The following is a 20,583-nucleotide window of genomic DNA, read 5'->3' as shown; positions in this document are numbered from 1 at the left end:
TTAATTCCTCTCTTTAGAAATAATTTCTAATAGTTGTTGTTTTGTTGTGGCATGTTTCATTATTTCAAAGTCTTCTTCATTTTCTACGATATCGATAAGTGCATACAATGCTTTTAAATGTATTTCACGATTAGGAGTAGCCATAACGACAATGATACTTGCGTCCATATACCCATTGAAGCTTATACTTTGAGGCAATCTTAACAAAGATATACCAAGTGCATGTACGCCTTCTTCTACACCAGCATGAGCTAATATTAGACCATCTGCAATTGTCCATATTGGTTTTTCTTGTTCCAAAGTCTTTATCATATTATCGATGTATGTTTGTGTAATGATTGCATCAATCAACAATGGTTTTGAAGCTAATGTAATTGCTTCTTTCCACTCCATACTAGTTTCACTCATATAAATATGATCTTCTCTTAGAAGTTCTGGAAGACTCGCTACTATCTGATTCGTTAACATCTCTTTCCCAGTGGTATCCTCATCATTTTCACCAAGATAATGTTTTAAGGCAGTCACAAGACCTTTTCGATCTTTTACATCTACATATTTTTCAATGACATGTAACAAACCATTACTATCTACTTCATAAATAGTTTGATTTAGTAATTCGCTGAATACTTTTTTCCTCAAATTTTTCATATCATAATCATCCATGATAGGCTTTACTAAAAACTGAGGAACATTAGCATCCATATGTACCGTCGCAAAAATCACATCATAATCTTCTTTGTATTCATAGAACTGTCTAGATGATAAAGCCCTCAAGAACTCAAGTTCTGGAAAAGCTTCTTTTAATTTTAGGAATAAAAAGTTAGATATTGATATTCCATTGGTACATACAACGATAGCTCTTCTTTTCTTTTCTAATATTTCTAACGTTCCCTCTTTTGTCATCCATCCACCAAACAAAATGGTAATATACGCAAGCTCCTCTTTTGGAAAGGGTTTATTGATCATTGTTTCAAAAGGCGCAATTGCATGTTTGGTAAGTTCAAATAAATAACTATGATGAGGAAGTATCATATTTAAGATATTTCCTTCAATATGATAGTGGTATCGTATGCGATAAATTGCTGGACGACAATGTTGGATTAACGCATCCAATAAAGACTTGCGATCTTCAAAACGAATACAAATTAAATTCTCAAAGATATCCAATGCTTGTTTTGCAGCTTCTTCTAACTCTTTTTCAAACTCTTTGCTGTTTCCATTGGTAGAGTTCACACTCGACATTTGAAATTGAGAAACAATATAAATCTTATCCATCGTATTTTGAATATTGTACTTATCAAATATATTGATGATAATTCCATATTCACTCGTCCCGACAATATGTTGAAAATCTTCTGGAAGGACATCCAAATACTTATGATTTTTAATACGTTTTAAGATAAAGTACAGGACAAATGGTATTTCACGTATTCGCTCATCTGTATACCGTACTTTCAATCTCTTTTCTACTTCTTCTACATCTTTCTTTAATTCTTGTATCAACGCTTCATCTAGTTCTAAAATCGCAGTTAAAATTAGTTCTCCTGTTAACATCGGAAGGATATTACGAATCAAACGAATCATAAGAATACGTTTTTCATACTCTTTTCCAACAAGATAATACCCTTTGGATCGATCATACCAAATCTTTAAATCAAATTCTTTAAGAATCGTATTTTGAACTTTCTTTAAATCATTTAGAATCGTATTCTTACTAACTTTTAACGTGGATGTAAAATGGTTGATACTCAATTCTTCTTTACGTTGTAACAACATCAAAGCAATCAAATGTATTCTCTCTGATTCTACAAATACATAATCTACTTTATTAAACGTATATTTACTTGTTTTGAAGGAATTTATAACGTTCATAGATATGATAAACTTTCCTGTTTTCATACGTCCAATTTCTTCAAAACCATTTTCATTCAAGTAATAATTGATTTTTTCTAATGCATAACTGATTTGTTTTCTTGATAATCCAACTTCTTTTTCCAACTGGGCTCCGGTCATCGCTGGGTTATTTACCAAAGTATTTAATATCATCAATCCACGTTCATCCAACGACATTTTCCTTCCTCCTATCTTAGATTTTTAATGCTGGGGTATCAATTTCCATATCCAATAATTCTTTGAAATCTTCTTCTACTCGCAATACGGTAAGAGCAGCTCCATTCATCTCTAAGGATGTAACATAGTCTCCTACAAATGAGCGATAAATAGAAATGTTGCGTTGTGCAAAATAGGTTGCGACTTCATCGTATAATACATAGAGTTCCATGATGGGTGTACCCCCTAAACCAGAAAGAATAATTGCAATTTCTTCCTTTTCTTTCAATTCAAGATCTTGGTCTATTTTAGCACATAATGTGGTCGCAATTTCTTTCGCGCTCTTAATTTCACCAACTTGAATACCAGGTTCTCCATGATGTCCAATTCCAAATTCCATTGTCCCCTCTTTGATTTCGAAGTTTGGATGACCAACAGCTGGAATAGAACAAGGTTCTAACCCAACACATAAACTACGAGTTTGATCTACTGCACGTTGTGCATAGGCAATTACTTCATCTAATGTTCCACCTAATGCTGCTTTTGCACACCCAATCTTCCACATAAACAAACTACCCGCAATTCCATGTCTTTTTTCTTTTTCATTCATAGGAGCACTTGCGATATCATCATTTGCAGTGACATATTTCACTTGTACCTGATTCATCATAGCCATTTGCACTGCCATTTTCACATTCATGTTATCGCCTGCATAATTTCCAAACAAACAAGCAACACCTTGTCCGCAATCCGCTTCTAAAAACGCTTGATGAAATGCAGTTGCAGGAGGAGATGAAAACACTTCACCAACCGCTACTGCATCTAACATGTTCTTTCCAACATAGCCTAGAAAACATGGTTCATGTCCACTTCCACCACCACTTACAATACCAACTTTACCTTTTACTAAATGATTCTTCACCACGACATGATCGTTGGCATTTGAAATATGAACGATATCTTTATGAGCCTTTTCAAACCCCTTTAACATATCATCTACGATCATATCTGGTTGATTTACAAATCTTTGCATATGATTGCTCCTTTCCTCTATTTATCTAATGCAATTGCACTATCACATAGTGCAGTAATAATTAGACAACAAGAGGTTGCACCTGCATCCTGATGACCAATTGATTTTTCCTTTAAACGTGAAGCTCTACCAAGTTTTGCTTGCATATCAATAGTAGAAAGCATTCCTTTATGAGCTGCTTCTTTACAACAAACAAGTGCCTTTTTCATATCGTGGCATCTTTCAAACTCTTCTGTATATGCCTGCACTGCTGGATCCAATACATCCACAAGCGTTTTATCGCCTGGTTTAGCAGGACTGATCATTTTTATATTGTCATATGCTTGTTGTAACATCGCTTTTATGATTTCTCCATCAATGACTTGCGCACTTGAAATTGCAAATTGCATCCCCATAAAGATAGACCCATAAAGAGGTCCCATAGAACCACCAATCTTTTCCATCAATACTTTTGATAGGGAACCTAAGCTTTCGCTTAGGTTCTTATCGTTTAACACTTCTTCTTTTGCGATACTAGCGCCCTTGTTCATGTTGATTCCATGATCTCCATCTCCAATGGCTCCATCAATATCACTCAAGTATTCTTTATTCTTTTGAATAGTTTCTATGATATTTAAAACAATCTGTTTTCCATCTTCGTTACGAAACGACATGATTACTCACCCGCTGCTTCTTGAATTGCGGCTTTCTCCAAAGCTTCTTCTTCACGATTTTCTTTGTTTAATGCACGGTAATAGAAGAAATAACATACAACCCAAACAAACAATACAATTACAGGAATCCAGTTTCCATTTATGACATCAAACACTTGTGAAATAGCGTATGTAAAGACTGGTCCATCAATGGAAGAATTTGAAATCATTTCTCCTGCTTTTAATGCAACTGCACCAGTTGAGTTTGCTAAATCTGTAATAAATGGTGCGAACGCAGTACCTACCCATAAGAATGCAGGTACACCCAATGTACATAAAATTAACATTCTAGGTAAGTTTCCTTTTGTTACTAGATATGCTGGTACAGCAAGTGCTAAGTTGATAATTCCTGCAAACGGAAGGATCTTATTTCCTGGCAAGAACATAGCACAAATCAAAGTAACTGGCACTGACCAAATAACAGCTAACCAAATTTCATTAGAACCACCAAGGAAAGGCCAGTCTAAACCAACAAGCAATGTTCTTCCCTTGAATCGTTTATTCATAAAATCACTAACTGCTTCACTAATTGGTGATAATGCTTGCATAAAGTATTTTGTAATAACAGGGAATAAAGTCAATGCTGCTGCAGCTTGAATTGCTAACGTTAATGTTTGTGCAACGCTATAGCGAGCAAGAATACCAAAGACGATTCCTAAAATAAATCCTAAAACATGATTCTCTGCAAAAATACCAACTTTATCTTTTAATGATGCTGCATCAAATTGTTTATTAAATGCTGGTACTTTTTTTAGTAAACAATCAATTGGATACATCAAAGCGCCAAATAGCACCATTTTATGTGTACATGTAACACCAGGAATTCCTGATAATTTTTCAATTCTTCTTTGATGAACATCTGCTGTTTTCAATTCAAAGATGATTTGGATTGCTGCTACAACAAAAGCCAATGGTACACTTCCTGTGATAGCAACTACACCCACTGCAGTAAATATTTTCCCCCAAACATTCCATAAGTCAGCATTGAATGTATTTGTTTTCTTAATTACCAACATGATAATGTTAATGACAATCATCAATGGGAACATTAAGAATGCATATGGCCATGACCATGAGATAGTGGACATTGTTGTCCAGCCACCATCAACAATCGGTAATGAAATACCTGTTTGTTTCAACATTGCTTCTGCTGCAGGAGTGATTGCTCCTGTCATGAAATTAATCAACATTGTCATACCAGTGAACGCTACACCCAATGTAATCCCCGCAGATATTGCATCTTTTAATTTCATTCTTACAATTAAACCTGCAATAATAATGATAATAGGAACGAAGATTGCTGCCCCAAGACCAAGTAAATAGTTAACAACTTCTGATAAAATATCCATCTTTTAACCCTTCTTTCTTTTTCATAATGTTTTGTATTATATTTTATTTTGCTTTATAGATAGCATCAATTAATTTTTCTAATTCTACATCTTGTTTCATCCCAGTTAGGAATGCAATTCCATTGATTACAGGAACTGGATATTCCTTTGATACTTTTGTAATCGTAATATATGCACATGCATCATTTAAGTAACGGTCTACAGATTTTAAATCGACCGCCTCTACCTTTGCATCTACGCCTTTTTCATTTAATAAGCGATTTACTTTAGAAGCAACTGTTTGGCTTGTTGCAACACCACTTCCACATGCTACTATAACTTTTTTCATCTCATTACGTCTCCTTTACTATGTTCAATGATATGTAATAGTTTTTGAAATTCTTTTTCTTTATTTTCTCCTGATAGAAATGCAAGTCCATCAATTGTGGGTACTCCATAATCAGATTTGCTATGCATGATATCCACATATGCAATGGCTCCTTGTAATTCTCTTTCAAGAGATCGAAGATTGACAGCTTCCACTTTTACATTTTGGATATGTTCTTTTTCAAGCATGCGATTGATTCGAAATGCTATGGATTGACTTGTCGCAACACCATTTCCACATGCAACAACAACTCGTTTCATTAGAAACCTTCCATATGTTTCACAATATCCAAGAAGTTTTCTTTTGATTTTGTGCTCAATAAATCTTCCATTATTTTTTCATTTTGAAAGTTTTGTAATAACACCTGTAGAATCTCAACATGACCTTCTTCTCGTTTAAACCCGAGCAAAAATGCAATTTTGACTTTCAAGATGTTATCATTGTTTGCCATTTCACACCAGTCGATGGGATTCTTCAAACGAACTGGCGCAATAAACTGCTTCACAATATTGATTGGATCAGAATGCGGAATCGCAACTGGATGAGGCTGTACAGGTAAAGCTGTTGGATATTCAGCCTCTCTTTTTTTAATTGCTGTTAGAAAGTTCTCTGTAACATAACCAAGTTTCTCAGCTTTTGTACTCATGTATTCAAAGAATTCATCTGTATTCTTCACATCTAAATCCAACTCACAAAGTTCATCACAAATTAACGTACCATTCATCTGCAACCCTCCTATTCTTAATTTAAGGAAACTTTCTTGTGCGCACATGACTTCTTCCTTACAGCTTAAGTATATTTTATTGTAGTTGTTTTCTCAATTGTTGTTAGGCACTATGTTTGTGTTGAAGATTGCACATCACATGGATGAGCAATTCTGTTGTGCAAAAAATAAAACAAGATAAAAACCGCCCATTCAAAGAAGTGACGGTTTGTAGAATAAAGTTACATTCTTTTATTCTATACTATTCAAAAATTACTTGTTCTTACTATTTACAGTGTTTTCTTCTTCTATTATACAGCAAGATATACAAACATTTTTTATAGTACATTTATGAAAAATCTTCTATAAATGAAATACCCTTTACATAGTCATATATGCAATACCAAGTGTTGAGTTTTCTAACTTCCCCTTTTACGTGTTCATTTTAACATCTTCTTAAAGAATGTTAGATCGAGAAAAACTTTCTCGATTGTAATGCTTTGCATTCAAGTAATTTAGCCAAGATTCTAAAAAAAGACATCATACATTCTTGTATCATGTCTTTCACGTTTATTCAAAGATTGCTTTTAAAGTATGTTCTCCGTTCATTGTGACAAGTGTGTCTTTGGTAATCATCATACCATCGTATTGCCAACCGATAAATGTTGTTCCATCTTTTTCAGGAGTAGGAAGAGCACCATAAGGCTCATGGAATACAACATCTCTACCAGAAACATCTTCATCATTCACAGCACCACCATTCAAATCAAACATGACATGAATCTTTGATGGTGTCCATTTCGCATACAATGTAATGCTACCTTCCACGGTGTCTTTTTGAAGATCCCAAGATTTTGTTAAATCTTGATCTTGATACCATCCACCAAATTCATAGCCAGTTTTGGTAGGTGTAGTTACTTCCACTACATCCCCATATTTATTATGCACTTCCTTGATTGGTTCTCCACCGTTTACTTCAAAACTAGTCGTGTAGCTACTTGTAGAAGATAAATATATAACTACTACAATAAGTGCAGCTACCAATCCTATAATAATATAGTTCAGTGTTTTTACGGATGCTTTCACACCACGATAAAGTCCTCCACCATTTCCCCAGTTCTTTACTTTTTTTCCTGTTTGTTCTTTTACGCAATCTTTTTCATCCACGTTATCTACTTCCTTACTAAATATTTACGCATATCTACCGCACAAGCGATAAGAATAATCAAACCTTTGATAATATACTGCATATTAGCATCGATACTTAAGAATGTCAAACCAACGAAGATCAATCTTAGTAAGACAACTCCCATAATAACACCACGAATTTTACCAATACCACCAACGAAGGATACTCCACCAATAACACAAGCTGCGATTGCATCAAGTTCATAGTTTAATCCTGTAGCTGCTGTATTGGAACCAATACGTGCAGATTCAATGAATCCTGTTACACCATACATGACACCAGCTAATACGAATACAAGGATAATTGTTTTCGCAACATTTACACCGGATACATTTGCTGCTTCTGGATTAGATCCAACCGCAAACATATTCTTTCCAAATTTTGTTTTATTCCAAATAAACCACATAATTGCAGTAATGATTAGTGCATACCATACAAAGTTAGGAATCCCTGTTCCACCAATGGATATAACAGAACCTGTTATTACGGTCGAGAATCCTATATCAAGTCCTGAAATGGATTGTCCCTGATTGGTACCAATCATCAAATACATCAATAATAAACCATATACGATCAACTGTGTAGCTAATGTTACAATGAATGGATGTAGACTAAACTTCGCTACACAGAACCCATTTACTAGCCCCACCAGGGCACCTATGGCCAATACCAATATCAATACTACTAAAATAGGCATTGTCTCTAAATCCATAAACATCTTATTTGCATAACCTGTTGCCTGTAATAGGGATGCGGCCACACACGCGGTTAAACCAACAATACGTCCTGCGGATAAGTCGGTACCTGTTAGTACGATACATCCAGCAATACCCAATGCAATTGGTAAGTTGGCAGCTGATAAAGAAATAATATTAATTACAGAATTCTTTGATAAGAACATAGGGCTCTTGATCTGAATAAATATGATAGCAATGATCATAAATATATATAAAGAATTATTAATGAGGAATTCTTTGATATATGACACTTTATCTTGCTTTTCTAATGCGATAAAATCATGATATTGCTGTGTTATTCTACTAAATATTTTTGTCATATCTTTGTTCTCCTTTACACATATTTGGTAGCAAGAGCCATAATCTCTTCTTGCGTTGTATCTTTTGCGATTACTTCTCCAGCAACTTGTCCACCAGACATTACCAGTATTCGATCACATACACCTAATAATTCAGGCATTTCTGAGGAAACCATAATGACGGCTTTTCCTTTGCTAGCAAGTTCAATAATCAATTGATAAATTTCATATTTTGCACCAACATCAATTCCTCGAGTCGGCTCGTCTAATAATAGTACATCTGGATTTGTTAACAACCAACGTCCAAGGATTACTTTCTGTTGGTTTCCTCCAGATAGAGCACGTATCTGTGTCTTTTGAGAAGGCGTTTTAATTTTCAAGGAATTGATAGCCCAAGCAGTATCAGCTTTCATTTGTTTATTTTCTAGATACAAATGAGCTTTACGATAACTATTTAAGTTGGAAATCGTCGTATTCTCTAAAATCGTAAGAATACTAAAGATACCAGTTGCTCTTCGCTCTTCCGTTAATAATGCAAATCCATTTTTCACAGATTCCAAAGAGTTCTTATTCTTAATAACTTTCCCATCCAAAGTAATCGTTCCTGATTTTTTACTCATGGTTCCAAATAAGGTTTCTAATACTTCTGTTCTACCAGCACCATCTAATCCTGAAATCCCCAAGATTTCTCCACGGTTTACATGGAAAGATACATCTCTTATGTTATTATACATTCCAGTTAAACCTTCCACATCTAAAATCTTTTCTCCTACTTCATTTAATTTTGGAGGGAAACGATTGGTTAGTTCACGACCAACCATCAGCTTAATGATTTTATCCATGGTTAAATCTTTTGCGGCTTCTGTAGCTACCCATTTGCCATCTCGCATAATAGTAACTTCATCAGATATTTGTAAAATTTCTTCCATCTTATGAGAAATATAAACGATACCACATCCACGATCTCTTAACATATTGATAATTTTAAACAGTCTTTCTACTTCTTGTTCATTCATAGAGGATGTAGGTTCATCAAATACAATAATTTTAGAATGATAGGATACTGCTTTTGCGATTTCTACCATTTGTCGATTGGAAACAGACATGGTACTCATAATACGTTTTGGTTCTACTTCAATACCCAAATCATTAAAGATTTCTTTTGTGTCTTTATACATCTGAGATTCTGATGTCATTATTTTAAATTTCGTAGGGTATCTTCCCAACCAAATGTTATCCATAACATTTCTTTTCAATGCTTGGTTTAATTCTTGATGCACCATGGCTACTCCATGTTCCAAAGCATCTTTTGAATTCTTAAAGTTAATTTCTTGACCTTCTAAAATAATGGTTCCAGCATCTTTAGAATACATCCCAAAGAGGCATTTCATCAATGTGGATTTTCCCGCACCATTTTCCCCCATCAAAGCATGCACAGATCCTCTTTTAACAGTCAACGAAACATCATCTAGCGCTTTTACTCCAGGGAACTCTTTACTAATGTTTTTCATTTCTAATAAAACATCGCTCATACCTTACCTCCTTGCCTATAAATTAGAAATGGGACATTCATTTCTAAAATGTCCCATTTGCTACTTTTAGTTCGTTATTCTCCTAAATATTGTGCGTACGCAATACGGATTTTAGCAACATCTTTGTCAACATTGTAATCTTTAGTTCCATCCATTAAAGCTTTATCGCCATTTGCATTTCCTACTAACAATGCGATAGCTTTTGCCATACCTTCAGCATCTTGTTTGATAGTTCCATGCATTTTACCAGCTTTAATTAAATCTTTTGCAGCATCTGTAGCATCAACGCCAAATACAGGAATGAATTTATCTCCACCAGTGTTGTATCCAGCTGTAGCAAGTGCAGTTACAACACCTTCAGCCATACCATCATTGTTACAGATTGCTAATTCGATCATGTTTTTGTTATCTTCGCTATAAGAAGATAATGCAGTACCCATATATTCAGTTGCAGCTTGTGCAGACCATTTACCTTCTTTGTCTACTAAATATTTGTCAGTGTTTGCAGCATCGTAGAATTCTAAAGCAGGTTTTCCAGCCTCTGCTAATACTTTGTTAGCATCTTCTACAGAATATTGTGTACGATAGATTGCTTCTTTGTTTCCTTTTTCACCCATCATCATGATGTATGAAATTTTACCATCTTTGTTTAAGTCATATTTTTCGTAGTTCTTTAATAAGAATTCACCAATCATTTTACCTTGTAAGTGTCCTGCTTCAGCAGCATCTGTACCTACGAAAGCACATTTTTCATAAGATTTAACAACTTCGTTAGAAACTTCACGGTTGAAGAAGATTACAGGAATATCTGCTTTTTTAGCTTCTGCAACGATTCCATTTGCCGCATCATCAGAACTTGTATTTACGATATTTACGACTAATACTTTAGCTCCTTTAGTGATTGCTGTTGTAACCTGTTCCGTTTGTGTTGTTTGGTTATTGTTTCCATCGTAATCTTGGAAATCAATACCAGCATCCTTTAATTGTTTGTCTAATGCAGTACGAACTGTAGAGATATAAGTGTCAGAGTAATTGTAGTATAATACTGCAACGTTTCCATCACTTCCACCCTTTCCACTATCACTACCACCACATCCTGTGAGCGCTACTCCCATGCACACAGCCATAGCGCCAGTGATTAAAAGCTTAAAAATCTTTTTCATTATGTTTCCTCCTCTATTTCTTTTACCTGTTTACATTCTAATTCTTTTCAAAGATTTCAGGAATATAAAATCTTATGATAAAGAGGTAAAATTCTATGAAAACGTTTACTATAGTAAAAAATCCTCCCATATAGGGAGGATTAATGGAATGGAAACACAATCTTTTGAATCTCTTTATCAAACATATTTTCTTTATTTAAGAGGACTGTCTTTGTATAGGTGATATCCTCTTTCAAGCTTTTTCTATGAATGATACGTTGTGCTTGTTCAACACCTAAATACCCCATTACAAAAGGGTTTTGAACAATTAAGGAATCAACTTCTCCCGTTTCCAACATGCCAACAGAAACAGGATTGTTATCAAAACCCACCACAAATATTTCATCCATTAAAGATTCTTCTTTTACTGCATACCCAACACCTAAGGTCGTCCATTCGTTAAATGTTACCAAGGTGTTGATATCTGGGTGCTCTTTTAAGAGTTGTTTTGTATTTCTTGTGGCAGATTCTGTATTCGATTGCACGTTAATTGTATAAATGGATTGAATTGCGGGATGATCCTTAATTGCACTCTTAAATCCATTTTCTCTTTCTTGTCCATTTGCAGTATTCGCATCAAAATTTACGATTCCTACCACAATTGGTTTTTCATTTTGAGAAATAATAGCTTCTCCTGCCATCTTACCAGCCACAGTATTATCTGTCGTAATACGAGAACTAACTCGATCACAATTCACATCGCTATCAATGATGATGACAGGAATACCCGCATCAATCGCTTCCTCAACTGGATCTACTAGTTTGTTGTAATCAATGCTTGATAGTACAATTGCATCTACATCATTTTTGATTGCTTTGTATATCATATCCACCTGCGTTTTATAATCTTCTTCATTATCTGGTCCCATATAGTTAAGTTCAATATTATATTCTTTACTTGCGGCATTAGCTCCAGATTGTACGGATTTAAAAAACTGTGAGGTGGTAGACTTTACAATGAGTGCAACCTTTAATTTTTGATTTTGAGAGGTACAACCAGTACAACATAAACATAATAAGGAAACTAGTCCAATTACTTTTATTTTACGCATACGTATCCTCCATGATTGCAGGAATGCGAATAATAATACTCGTTCCCACATCCAGTTCACTCTTAACGGTGATTCCATACTCATTTCCAAAATAAATCTTGATTCTATCGTTCACGTTCTTTACTCCAATTCCCTTACTATCTGTCAATTCTTTACGAAGTATATTTTCTACTTGTTCTTCACTCATACCAGCACCATTATCACGAATTACAAACACAATATCATTCTCTTCTTTCTTAACAGAAATATAGATTTCTCCTTCATCTACCATTCTAGAAATACCGTGATATAATGCATTTTCAATAATAGGCTGTAACGTAATTTTATGACAGAAGTATGGAAGTACTTCGGAATCAATATCAAATTCATAAGTAAACTGATCTTTGTATCGATAACTTTGTATCACAAGATAATTTTGTGCATGTTGTATTTCTTTTTCAATTGGTATCAATTCGTATCCTTTTGAAATACTAATACGAAACAACTGTGCCAATGCCCCAACCATACGTACGGCATCTTTACTCTTATCTCGTTCGCACATCCATTGAATGGAATCCAAAGTATTGTATAGGAAATGTGGATTGATCTGTGCTTGTAAAGCTTTAAGTTCCGTCTTCCTTAAGGTGATTTCTTCTTTCTTTACACGATCCATCAATTCCTGAATTTGCACCACCATATGTTCAAAGGATTGTGAGAGTTGTGTAAATTCACTTACCCCTTGTATTGGTGCGTACTTAAAATCAATGGTGTTCTTTTCAAATTCGTGCATCGCAAAGACGAGTTTTCTTACAGGAGCTGTTAACTTCTTTAACAAGATGTATACTAAGATAGAAGCCAATACAACAATGACGCCTAATATTTTCATCATGTTTTGAGTAGCACTTGCCATATTGGCATCTACAAGCTCATTCACATAACTAACACCAACAACCTTCCAATGAAAGTTCGTAATTTCCTTTGTAGAATAAATCACACCATCTTTTACTTTGGCAGAATCCCATGTTGTATTCAACACTTCTTCATCTTCCGATTTAATATCTAGATAGATAAGTTGTTGTAAGGGGTGATAGACAATATTCCCCCTACTATCTACGATAAAACAATAGCCATGTTGTCCAATTCCAACTTCATCAATGGCAGAACCCATGGAGGAGAACTCAATATCCATCGCAACATAAACTTCACTTCCATAACTTCCCGACCATTTTTTCTGTGTAATTGTAACAACCCATGGATATTCATCTTTTACAATGTTTTGTACGTGTGGTGATGAAATGCTAAAATCATTTCCAGCTTGTAAGGAAAGCTTTTCAAACGATAAGTTATTTTCAATCTTATCCTTCAATCCACTCTTTCCACCATATTCTAGAATATTTCCTTGTTCATCATAAATCATAATTGAAACAATGTCATGATTGATATCTGTCATCGTTTGCATATATTCTTTAATAGTTTCTCGATTGTTGGCTTGTGTTACCACACTCACTATATTATTCATATTCGCTTGTACATTAGCTGAATAATTCGATATCGTGCTTGATACTTGTGTAATGGATTGTTCCGCATTGGTTTGCGCAATGGACAACAAGGAATCCTTAAAGACTTGAAAAAATGAGAGTGTTAAAATAATCGCTGCCGTAACTACGGTAGAGATTACAAACATCATTAAATAGAAAGATATGGATATATTCTTAAATTTAAACTTTTTCATTGGCCTGTTGCTCTCTCATCTTATTTGGAGACATACCAAACTGTCGTTTAAAACAATAACTAAAATAATGCTGATCACTATAACCACATTGTTTGGCAATCTCCAATATTTTCGCAGAGGAGTAAACGACCTTTTCTTTCGCAACTTCCATGCGTTTTTTCGTTAACAAAATAACAAAACTCTCGCCTGTTATTTTCTTAATAAGTGCACTTAAATAGCTTGCACTAATGAACAATTTCTCGCTTGCCATTGTTAAACTAAATTCTTCCTTACCATATTCTTGATTGATCAATTCTATTAATTCATCACAGATAACTTGTCCATTTAAACGATTTTGTTTATTGATAGCGTCTTTACATAAAATACAAAAATCGCGAATATCTTTTTCTTTTTCTTCAATGGTATGTTTCGATAATAAAGAAGATAGCGCACTTGCCTTCGCTAAAAAATCATTAACGGAAGAGTCATCACATAGAGCACGAACCAATGTACAAGTCCTTGATATGATGTGCATAATCAATAAATCAATATCAGCATGTACGCTTGTTTTTTTAAATACATCAGAAATATAATCTATGATATCTTCACTTCGATTGGATTTCATTAATTTTTCTAGCTCAATGGATACCATCTCTATATATTCAAATGGTAGTGTATCTTTACGTTCGATATCCTTTATGAAACTTAAATTGCGACTAGAACCAATACCATATTCAATCGCACTGCAAGCTTCACTATAGGATGCATGTACCTTCGTTAAATCATGTACTACACTTCCTACACCGATATAACACTCTTGGTTCATAACGCGTTTCGTCGTTTGTATAATTTCATTGGTAATGATATTGATATACTTATCAATTTCCCATTCCATGCCACCTAATAAAGAAACAATTTTTCCATGCGAATAAAAGGAACCACAGTTTACATGTTTTCTTGCGATAGCATCCAATGCATGTACATGAGAAGGTCCTGTTACTAACTCTTTTTGTGTATTGGATATGCGTGATACCATAACTACATAACATGTTTTTTCATCTGTATAATTGCTGAGATGTAATTCTACAGCTAATTTATCATGTTGTTGTTTTTCTTCTAGGGATTGTTGAGACATAGCATCGCTATCCAATATCAGAGTCATTAAAAATTGTTCCATACGCAATTGAAAAATATCCTGATTTTGTGGATTTATAAAAAGCTTCTGTCGCTCATCCATAGTCTCTCGAATATCTTTTAATTCTCCATTTAACTGCTCACTAGAGATGGGTTTCAATAAGTATTTTATAATATTATACTGTATTGCTTGTTGGGCATATTGAAAATCATCATACCCACTTAAAAATGCAATTTGCATAGAAGGTCTAATCTCTCGTACTCTTCTTGCTAATTCAATACCACTAATAAATGGCATTTTTATATCCGTTAACAATAGATCGGGTTCTAGCTTTTCCACAAGGTCCAATGCCTCTACCCCATTTTCTGCTTCACCAATGACTTCAAATCCAATTTTCTCCCAATCAACGGTTTCAATGATTGCTCGGCGCAGTTCAAATTCATCATCCGCTACGACGACTGTGTACATACCATCACTTCCTCTTCCTTTTTCTTATGGCTACTACCTATGTGCAAATGGTAAAAAGCCGGTAAAAAAGATTAAGAAACTTGTTCATAATACGTTCTTAATCTTTTACTATCTATGGTGTAACTAGCGTATTAAATAACTTTTACCCCACCACAAGGACGAATCTTTAATATATAACAAGACCCCTCTCCAAAGATTGCTTCCATTTGTTCTTTATAAGCACATAATAATTCTTCTGGGACAAATGCTTGAATTGTACCAGCAAATCCACCACCATGCACACGGCTTGCTCCAGCGCCATTTAACACCTGTTCACTAGCCGCAAGTGCTACGGATATATTTTGTTCACTTACAATCTGTAAAGAGTATACATTCTGTAAAAACTTAAATGAACTATTTCCAGAAGCAATGACCAACTTCTTAAACGCTTCAAAATCAAATTCTCTTAATGCTTTTACTTCTTGTACGACACGTTGATCCTCTTCAAAGAAATGGAAGGCTCTAAGCACACAACGATCACTACAAGCTTTTCTTACTTCAGCAACATGTTTACTAAATTCTTCATAAGAAACATCACGTAAAACATCTTTTCCAAAATAGTTAGCGACCTTCTTCATTTCACTTGGAATATCAGCGTAATCACTCGTTAAATCCGCATGACTTCCTTTCGTATCTACGATACATAAACTGTGTTTATATGCATCGAAATCAAAATCAATCTTTTCTACGATAGGATTGGTTGTATCTTTAAAGTCAATTGTTACAAATCCTCCTACACTTGAAGCCGTTTGATCCATCAAACCACAAGGTTTTAAGAAATAATGATTCTCTGCATATTGTCCTATTTTCGCAATCTCTACAGCATCAATTTTTTCTTCATTATATAACCCAGAAAGAATAGTCCCTAACAATACTTCAAATGCCGCAGAAGAAGATAAACCAGCACCTTCTAGAACATTACTTGTAAGGTACGCATCAAAACCACCTACCTGAAATCCTAGTTCCGCAATTCTTGCACATACTCCACGAATCAATCCTTCTGATTTACCAACTTCTTCTTGTTGCATTTGTAAGTTAGAGATATCGATAGGAGAGATATGAAATCCCTGAGATGTGACAGAAACAGTATTTGTATCACTCTTAGATACAATCGCAATGGTATCCAAGTTAACGGAAGCTGCTAATACACGGCCATGTTGATGGTCCGTATGATTACCACCTACTTCACTTCTACCAGGTGCGCTATAAATTTCTACATCACGATCTTCTCCATAAAGAGAAGTAAAATTATCAATCGCTTCTATATATCTTTTTTTCTGTGTTTCTACAAGTGCTGAATCCACATAGAGATATTGTAATCTTTCATTTAATTCACCACGTTCAATCTTTGCTCTTAAATCTTTTACATTCATGTTCTTATTCTCCTTCAATTGTAAATGCAAATGTTGTTGTTGCTACATATTTTTCATTTTTACGTAATATGGTAGAGGGATCTTTTTCAATATGGATGGCATTTGGTGCCGCTTGTGTTTCGATACAAACAGCTTCACGTTTATTGAAATACCAATGCTTCTTTCCTTCTAAAGTTCCATCCAAGAAATTAGATGTATATATTTGACAACCAGGTTGATTGGTGGATACTTCTAAGACTCTTCCACTGTTTGGATCTTTTAAAACCACAGCTGGATCAAATTCTTCGAAGATAAAATAATGATCATATCCTCCACCATAATTTAATTGTTCATCATCGATATCAATATCTCTACCGATTGGTTTGCTTTCATTGAAATCAAATGGTGAATGATGTACCGGACGATGCTTTCCGTTTGCACAACAATCTTCATCACAACATATGATTTCTTTCGCATGTATCATTAACTCATGATCTAAAATACTTCCTTTACCTGCTAGGTTAAAATAGGAATGGTTTGTAATATTAAGGATTGTATCTTGATCACATGTCGCTTCATACGTAGCAATTACTTTACTACCTTCCAATACATAGGTAACATATACATCTAGATTTCCAGGGAATCCTTCTTCACCATCTTTTGATATATAGTGGAAACGAATTCCATCTTCTAATATGATATAATCAAAAATTTTAGCGTTAAATCCTTCAATTCCACCATGAAGAGTGTTCTTTCCATTGTTTCTAGGTAACGTATACGTTTGATCATTTAAGTTAAATTCTCCATTGCGAATTCTTCCAGCACAACGTCCAACGATGGCACCAATGTACTTATCCTGTTTCAAATACGTATCCATATTATCAAAACCTAAAACCACATCATCCATTTGTCCGTTTTTGTCTTTTGTAAAAATAGAAACGATGGTACATCCAAGAGAAGTAACATGTACCTCTAGTTCTTGATTTTTTAACACGATAACGTCGATGTTCTCATTCGAAAATAGATTTCTTTTTATGTTATGTTCCATGTAGTGTCCTAACCTTTCTTTTCGGCCAATGTTTCTCTAGGCACAAAAGTAGCATTCAATACTACTTTTTTACTAATGCTTTGTTCTTCTTTGATCGTTTCAAGAATTAGCTTTGCGGCTTGATTCCCTAATTCATACATATTTTGATCAATGGTAGTCAGTTTTGGTTCTACCAATTTACTCAATATAATGTTATCAAATCCTATAATAGAAAACTCATCAGGTACACTCACACCAACTTCCTTACAAGCATTAAGTACCCCAATAGCCATCAAATCATTACAACAGAATGCTGCGCTACAACCCTCTTGCCGTATCTTTTCCACCATGAGCTTACAAGTCACATCAATCACTTGATTACTATTTCCTTCGCCCACATACACAATATGTTCATTGACCTCACCATCCTGTAAACGAAGAAAATCACGATATGCTTGTTCCTTTACATCGTAGGAATAGCTACTTCCACCTCGTACAAAGTAGATATCTCTATGCCCTTTGTCCCATAAGCTTTGTAGTGCTTTGTTAGCCCCATCACGCTCATCACATAGAACATGAGAGAATCCCTCTCGACTGGATTCCCCATTGATGAAGATGATTGGTGTACTTTGTACCAAATCATCATAAAATCCACTTTCCACATTGGTTGTGTTCACGTCCGCAACAATCATCCCAGCTACATTTCTAGATAATAAATTACGAACACATTCTTGTTCTTTTTCTTCACTATTCTTAGAAAAGCTCAACAACAACGAATATGATTTCTGCATCAAGTGCTGTTCAATTCCATTGATAACCTCAGGGAAGAACATATTTTCAACACTTGGCACAATGACTCCTATGGTTTTGGTTTTACGCTTCTTAACTTCTCTAGCTTGTAAATTAGGAATAAAATTAAGTTCTTTAATTACCTTTTGTACTTTTGCCTTTGTCTTACTATTGACTGGATAGTTATCATTGATTACCCTTGATACCGTCGCAACGGATACATTGGCTTTCTTCGCAACATCAACAATTGTAATTTTCATACATCACCTTTATCAAAGTATTTCTATAAATCGTTCAAAATACTTTAACCCTTGTTCATCTAACTTAAATACCCCACAATCCTCCAATACTCGTTCAAACTTCTTCGAAATTTCTTCTTGTAAGAAATTCGTTATATTACTAACTGTATTCGCTTCTAACTTTTCTTTTAAATAGCTGATCCATTCTTTATGTTTTTGTAAACTATCAAGTTGTTCAGCATTCAATTCTTCATGTAATAAATATTTTTCTACACTTTGTAACTCTGTTTTCAACCGTGCTGGCAATACGGCTAATCCCATAACTTCAATCAGCCCAATATTTTCTTTTTTAATATGATGCACATCGTTATGTGGATGGAATATTCCTAATGGAAATTCCTCGCTCGTACGATTGTTACGTAATACCAAATCAAGTTCATAATGCCCATCTTTCATTCTTGCAATCGGTGTTATGGTATTATGTCGTTCCTCTCCTGTATATGCATGAATGCCTGCTTCCTTATCTTCATAGGAAATCCAAGCATCTAGTATATGACTAGCACATGCAATCATCTCTTCTCTATTCTTTCCTTGTAATCGTATAGTTGATAATGGCCACTTCACATGAGACAATGACACATTAGGATAAGCTTCTAGTGAAAAAGAGGATAAACACTCAGCATCTTCCATTGTAAACTTATAACATCCTCCTTGATAATGATCATGGCTTAATATAGAACCTCCAACAATTGGAAGATCTGCATTGGATCCAATAAAGTAATGTGGAAACAAATCTAAGAAAGCTAACAGATTTTGAAATGTTCGTTCATTGATTTGCATAGGTTTATGTTCTGCATTCAAGATAATGCAATGATCTTGATAATACACATATGGAGAATATTGCATAAACCAATCTTCATGATTCATCCTTAAAGATATCAAACGTATACTTTGTCTTGCGGCATGTGTGAAATCACCCGCAAATCCTTCATTTTCTCTACAGATTGCACATTTAGGATAAGATGAAGACACCGCATGTTTCAATCTTGCAATTTCCTTTGGATCTTTTTCTGGTTTGGAAAGATTAATGGTAATATCCAACTCTCCATACTTACTTCGACCTTTCCATTTTTGATCCTTATCTACTCTAGATTTACGAATATAATTCGTCGCAATACTAAAGTCATAATAATACTTAGTAGCCTCTTGTGGAGAAGATTTATAAGACTCCCAAAACTTATGTTCCACACAAGATGGTCTAGGCATAACACAATTCATAATTCTAGTGTCAAATAAATCCTTTTCAGTCACAGTGTCCTCAATCAAATGATGTTCTACTGCATAAGCAAGCATTGTCTCTAAAATAGAATCCGGCAAATCTAATTGTTCTTGAATATCCATTTCTTCAAACTCAGAAAGATGAAATACATCCAATAATAAGTTTGCACTATATTGCTTATCACGTGGATCCATTAAGTTGTGTTGTATTGCATAATTCAATAAACGATTGATTTCTTTTATCATCCTATATTCCTCCATGTTTTACATACGATACTACATCTACTTTCTAAAATGATAGCGGTTCCTTAACAATTTTATTGTAAACGTTTTCTATACTGGTGTAAAGCCATTTTTAGCAT

At 34.5% G+C, this 20,583-nt stretch carries 18 protein-coding genes; all 18 read right to left on the bottom strand.

Going from position 1 to position 20,583, the window contains the following annotated elements; all coding sequences use genetic code 11:
* On the bottom strand, positions 1 to 2,070 hold the full coding sequence (locus ACWG42_RS01640; RefSeq protein WP_455789753.1) for a BglG family transcription antiterminator: 2,070 nt from the start codon (positions 2,068 to 2,070) through the stop codon (positions 1 to 3).
* Between the two features lie 16 nt (positions 2,071 to 2,086).
* Positions 2,087 to 3,082, bottom strand: a complete 996-nt coding sequence (locus ACWG42_RS01635; protein WP_455789752.1) for a dihydroxyacetone kinase subunit DhaK — start codon at positions 3,080 to 3,082, stop codon at positions 2,087 to 2,089.
* Between the two features lie 17 nt (positions 3,083 to 3,099).
* Entirely contained in the window at positions 3,100 to 3,735 is a 636-nt protein-coding gene (gene dhaL / locus ACWG42_RS01630) for a dihydroxyacetone kinase subunit DhaL (protein ID WP_455789751.1), read from the bottom strand.
* A gap of 2 nt (positions 3,736 to 3,737) precedes the next feature.
* Positions 3,738 to 5,123, bottom strand: coding sequence for a PTS galactitol transporter subunit IIC (locus tag ACWG42_RS01625; RefSeq protein ID WP_455789750.1), 1,386 nt, complete (start codon positions 5,121 to 5,123; stop codon positions 3,738 to 3,740).
* A 43-nt stretch (positions 5,124 to 5,166) separates the two neighbouring features.
* Positions 5,167 to 5,451, bottom strand: a complete 285-nt coding sequence (locus ACWG42_RS01620; protein ID WP_455789749.1) for a PTS sugar transporter subunit IIB — start codon at positions 5,449 to 5,451, stop codon at positions 5,167 to 5,169.
* Complete coding sequence (locus ACWG42_RS01615) at positions 5,448 to 5,750, bottom strand: PTS sugar transporter subunit IIB (RefSeq protein ID WP_455789748.1); 303 nt, start codon at positions 5,748 to 5,750, stop codon at positions 5,448 to 5,450. The genes ACWG42_RS01620 and ACWG42_RS01615 overlap by 4 nt, the downstream gene beginning before the upstream one ends.
* The gene (locus tag ACWG42_RS01610; RefSeq protein WP_455789747.1) at positions 5,750 to 6,214 is read right to left on the bottom strand and encodes a PTS sugar transporter subunit IIA; all 465 of its coding nucleotides are present in this window, start codon (positions 6,212 to 6,214) and stop codon (positions 5,750 to 5,752) included. The genes ACWG42_RS01615 and ACWG42_RS01610 overlap by 1 nt, the downstream gene beginning before the upstream one ends.
* A gap of 549 nt (positions 6,215 to 6,763) precedes the next feature.
* Positions 6,764 to 7,360 (bottom strand): InlB B-repeat-containing protein, encoded by a 597-nt coding sequence (locus tag ACWG42_RS01605; protein ID WP_455789746.1) that lies wholly within the window; start codon positions 7,358 to 7,360, stop codon positions 6,764 to 6,766.
* 5 nt (positions 7,361 to 7,365) lie between these two features.
* Positions 7,366 to 8,439 carry a galactose/methyl galactoside ABC transporter permease MglC gene (locus ACWG42_RS01600; protein ID WP_455789745.1) on the bottom strand — a complete coding sequence of 358 codons (1,074 nt, stop codon included), beginning with the start codon at positions 8,437 to 8,439 and terminating at the stop codon, positions 7,366 to 7,368.
* A 14-nt stretch (positions 8,440 to 8,453) separates the two neighbouring features.
* A complete protein-coding gene (locus tag ACWG42_RS01595) occupies positions 8,454 to 9,950 on the bottom strand; it encodes a sugar ABC transporter ATP-binding protein (protein WP_455789744.1) in 1,497 nt (498 codons plus the stop codon).
* A gap of 74 nt (positions 9,951 to 10,024) precedes the next feature.
* Positions 10,025 to 11,113: a galactose ABC transporter substrate-binding protein gene (locus ACWG42_RS01590; RefSeq protein ID WP_455789743.1), complete on the bottom strand. Its 1,089-nt coding sequence runs from the start codon at positions 11,111 to 11,113 to the stop codon at positions 10,025 to 10,027.
* A gap of 140 nt (positions 11,114 to 11,253) precedes the next feature.
* Positions 11,254 to 12,204: a substrate-binding domain-containing protein gene (locus tag ACWG42_RS01585; RefSeq protein ID WP_455789742.1), complete on the bottom strand. Its 951-nt coding sequence runs from the start codon at positions 12,202 to 12,204 to the stop codon at positions 11,254 to 11,256.
* On the bottom strand, positions 12,197 to 13,915 hold the full coding sequence (locus tag ACWG42_RS01580) for a sensor histidine kinase (RefSeq protein ID WP_455789741.1): 1,719 nt from the start codon (positions 13,913 to 13,915) through the stop codon (positions 12,197 to 12,199). The genes ACWG42_RS01585 and ACWG42_RS01580 overlap by 8 nt, the downstream gene beginning before the upstream one ends.
* A complete protein-coding gene (locus ACWG42_RS01575; protein ID WP_455789740.1) occupies positions 13,902 to 15,497 on the bottom strand; it encodes a response regulator in 1,596 nt (531 codons plus the stop codon). The genes ACWG42_RS01580 and ACWG42_RS01575 overlap by 14 nt, the downstream gene beginning before the upstream one ends.
* 131 nt (positions 15,498 to 15,628) lie before the next feature.
* Positions 15,629 to 16,909, bottom strand: a complete 1,281-nt coding sequence (locus ACWG42_RS01570) for a galactokinase (protein ID WP_455789739.1) — start codon at positions 16,907 to 16,909, stop codon at positions 15,629 to 15,631.
* Between the two features lie 4 nt (positions 16,910 to 16,913).
* Entirely contained in the window at positions 16,914 to 17,936 is a 1,023-nt protein-coding gene (locus tag ACWG42_RS01565; RefSeq protein ID WP_455789738.1) for an aldose epimerase family protein, read from the bottom strand.
* Between the two features lie 8 nt (positions 17,937 to 17,944).
* Positions 17,945 to 18,964, bottom strand: coding sequence for a LacI family DNA-binding transcriptional regulator (locus tag ACWG42_RS01560; protein ID WP_455789737.1), 1,020 nt, complete (start codon positions 18,962 to 18,964; stop codon positions 17,945 to 17,947).
* 12 nt (positions 18,965 to 18,976) lie between these two features.
* Positions 18,977 to 20,467, bottom strand: a complete 1,491-nt coding sequence (gene galT / locus ACWG42_RS01555; RefSeq protein WP_455789736.1) for a UDP-glucose--hexose-1-phosphate uridylyltransferase — start codon at positions 20,465 to 20,467, stop codon at positions 18,977 to 18,979.
* Between the last annotated feature and the right edge of the window lie 116 nt (positions 20,468 to 20,583).

This window comes from Amedibacillus sp. YH-ame10 (assembly GCF_053848885.1).
Note: the sequence above shows the minus strand (reverse complement) of the source record. Positions and strands in the feature narration are given on the sequence as shown.

Coding starts and splice junctions, on each gene's coding strand:
- ACWG42_RS01565 (WP_455789738.1), bottom strand. CDS start 17,936: ATGGAACATAACATAAAAAGAAATCTATTTTCGAATGAGAACATCGAC.
- ACWG42_RS01615 (WP_455789748.1), bottom strand. CDS start 5,750: ATGAAACGAGTTGTTGTTGCATGTGGAAATGGTGTTGCGACAAGTCAA.
- dhaL (WP_455789751.1), bottom strand. CDS start 3,735: ATGTCGTTTCGTAACGAAGATGGAAAACAGATTGTTTTAAATATCATA.
- ACWG42_RS01575 (WP_455789740.1), bottom strand. CDS start 15,497: ATGTACACAGTCGTCGTAGCGGATGATGAATTTGAACTGCGCCGAGCA.
- ACWG42_RS01570 (WP_455789739.1), bottom strand. CDS start 16,909: ATGAATGTAAAAGATTTAAGAGCAAAGATTGAACGTGGTGAATTAAAT.
- ACWG42_RS01620 (WP_455789749.1), bottom strand. CDS start 5,451: ATGAAAAAAGTTATAGTAGCATGTGGAAGTGGTGTTGCAACAAGCCAA.
- ACWG42_RS01595 (WP_455789744.1), bottom strand. CDS start 9,950: ATGAGCGATGTTTTATTAGAAATGAAAAACATTAGTAAAGAGTTCCCT.
- ACWG42_RS01640 (WP_455789753.1), bottom strand. CDS start 2,070: ATGTCGTTGGATGAACGTGGATTGATGATATTAAATACTTTGGTAAAT.
- ACWG42_RS01585 (WP_455789742.1), bottom strand. CDS start 12,204: ATGCGTAAAATAAAAGTAATTGGACTAGTTTCCTTATTATGTTTATGT.
- ACWG42_RS01580 (WP_455789741.1), bottom strand. CDS start 13,915: ATGAAAAAGTTTAAATTTAAGAATATATCCATATCTTTCTATTTAATG.
- ACWG42_RS01600 (WP_455789745.1), bottom strand. CDS start 8,439: ATGACAAAAATATTTAGTAGAATAACACAGCAATATCATGATTTTATC.
- ACWG42_RS01560 (WP_455789737.1), bottom strand. CDS start 18,964: ATGAAAATTACAATTGTTGATGTTGCGAAGAAAGCCAATGTATCCGTT.
- galT (WP_455789736.1), bottom strand. CDS start 20,467: ATGATAAAAGAAATCAATCGTTTATTGAATTATGCAATACAACACAAC.
- ACWG42_RS01635 (WP_455789752.1), bottom strand. CDS start 3,082: ATGCAAAGATTTGTAAATCAACCAGATATGATCGTAGATGATATGTTA.
- ACWG42_RS01590 (WP_455789743.1), bottom strand. CDS start 11,113: ATGAAAAAGATTTTTAAGCTTTTAATCACTGGCGCTATGGCTGTGTGC.
- ACWG42_RS01625 (WP_455789750.1), bottom strand. CDS start 5,123: ATGGATATTTTATCAGAAGTTGTTAACTATTTACTTGGTCTTGGGGCA.
- ACWG42_RS01610 (WP_455789747.1), bottom strand. CDS start 6,214: ATGAATGGTACGTTAATTTGTGATGAACTTTGTGAGTTGGATTTAGAT.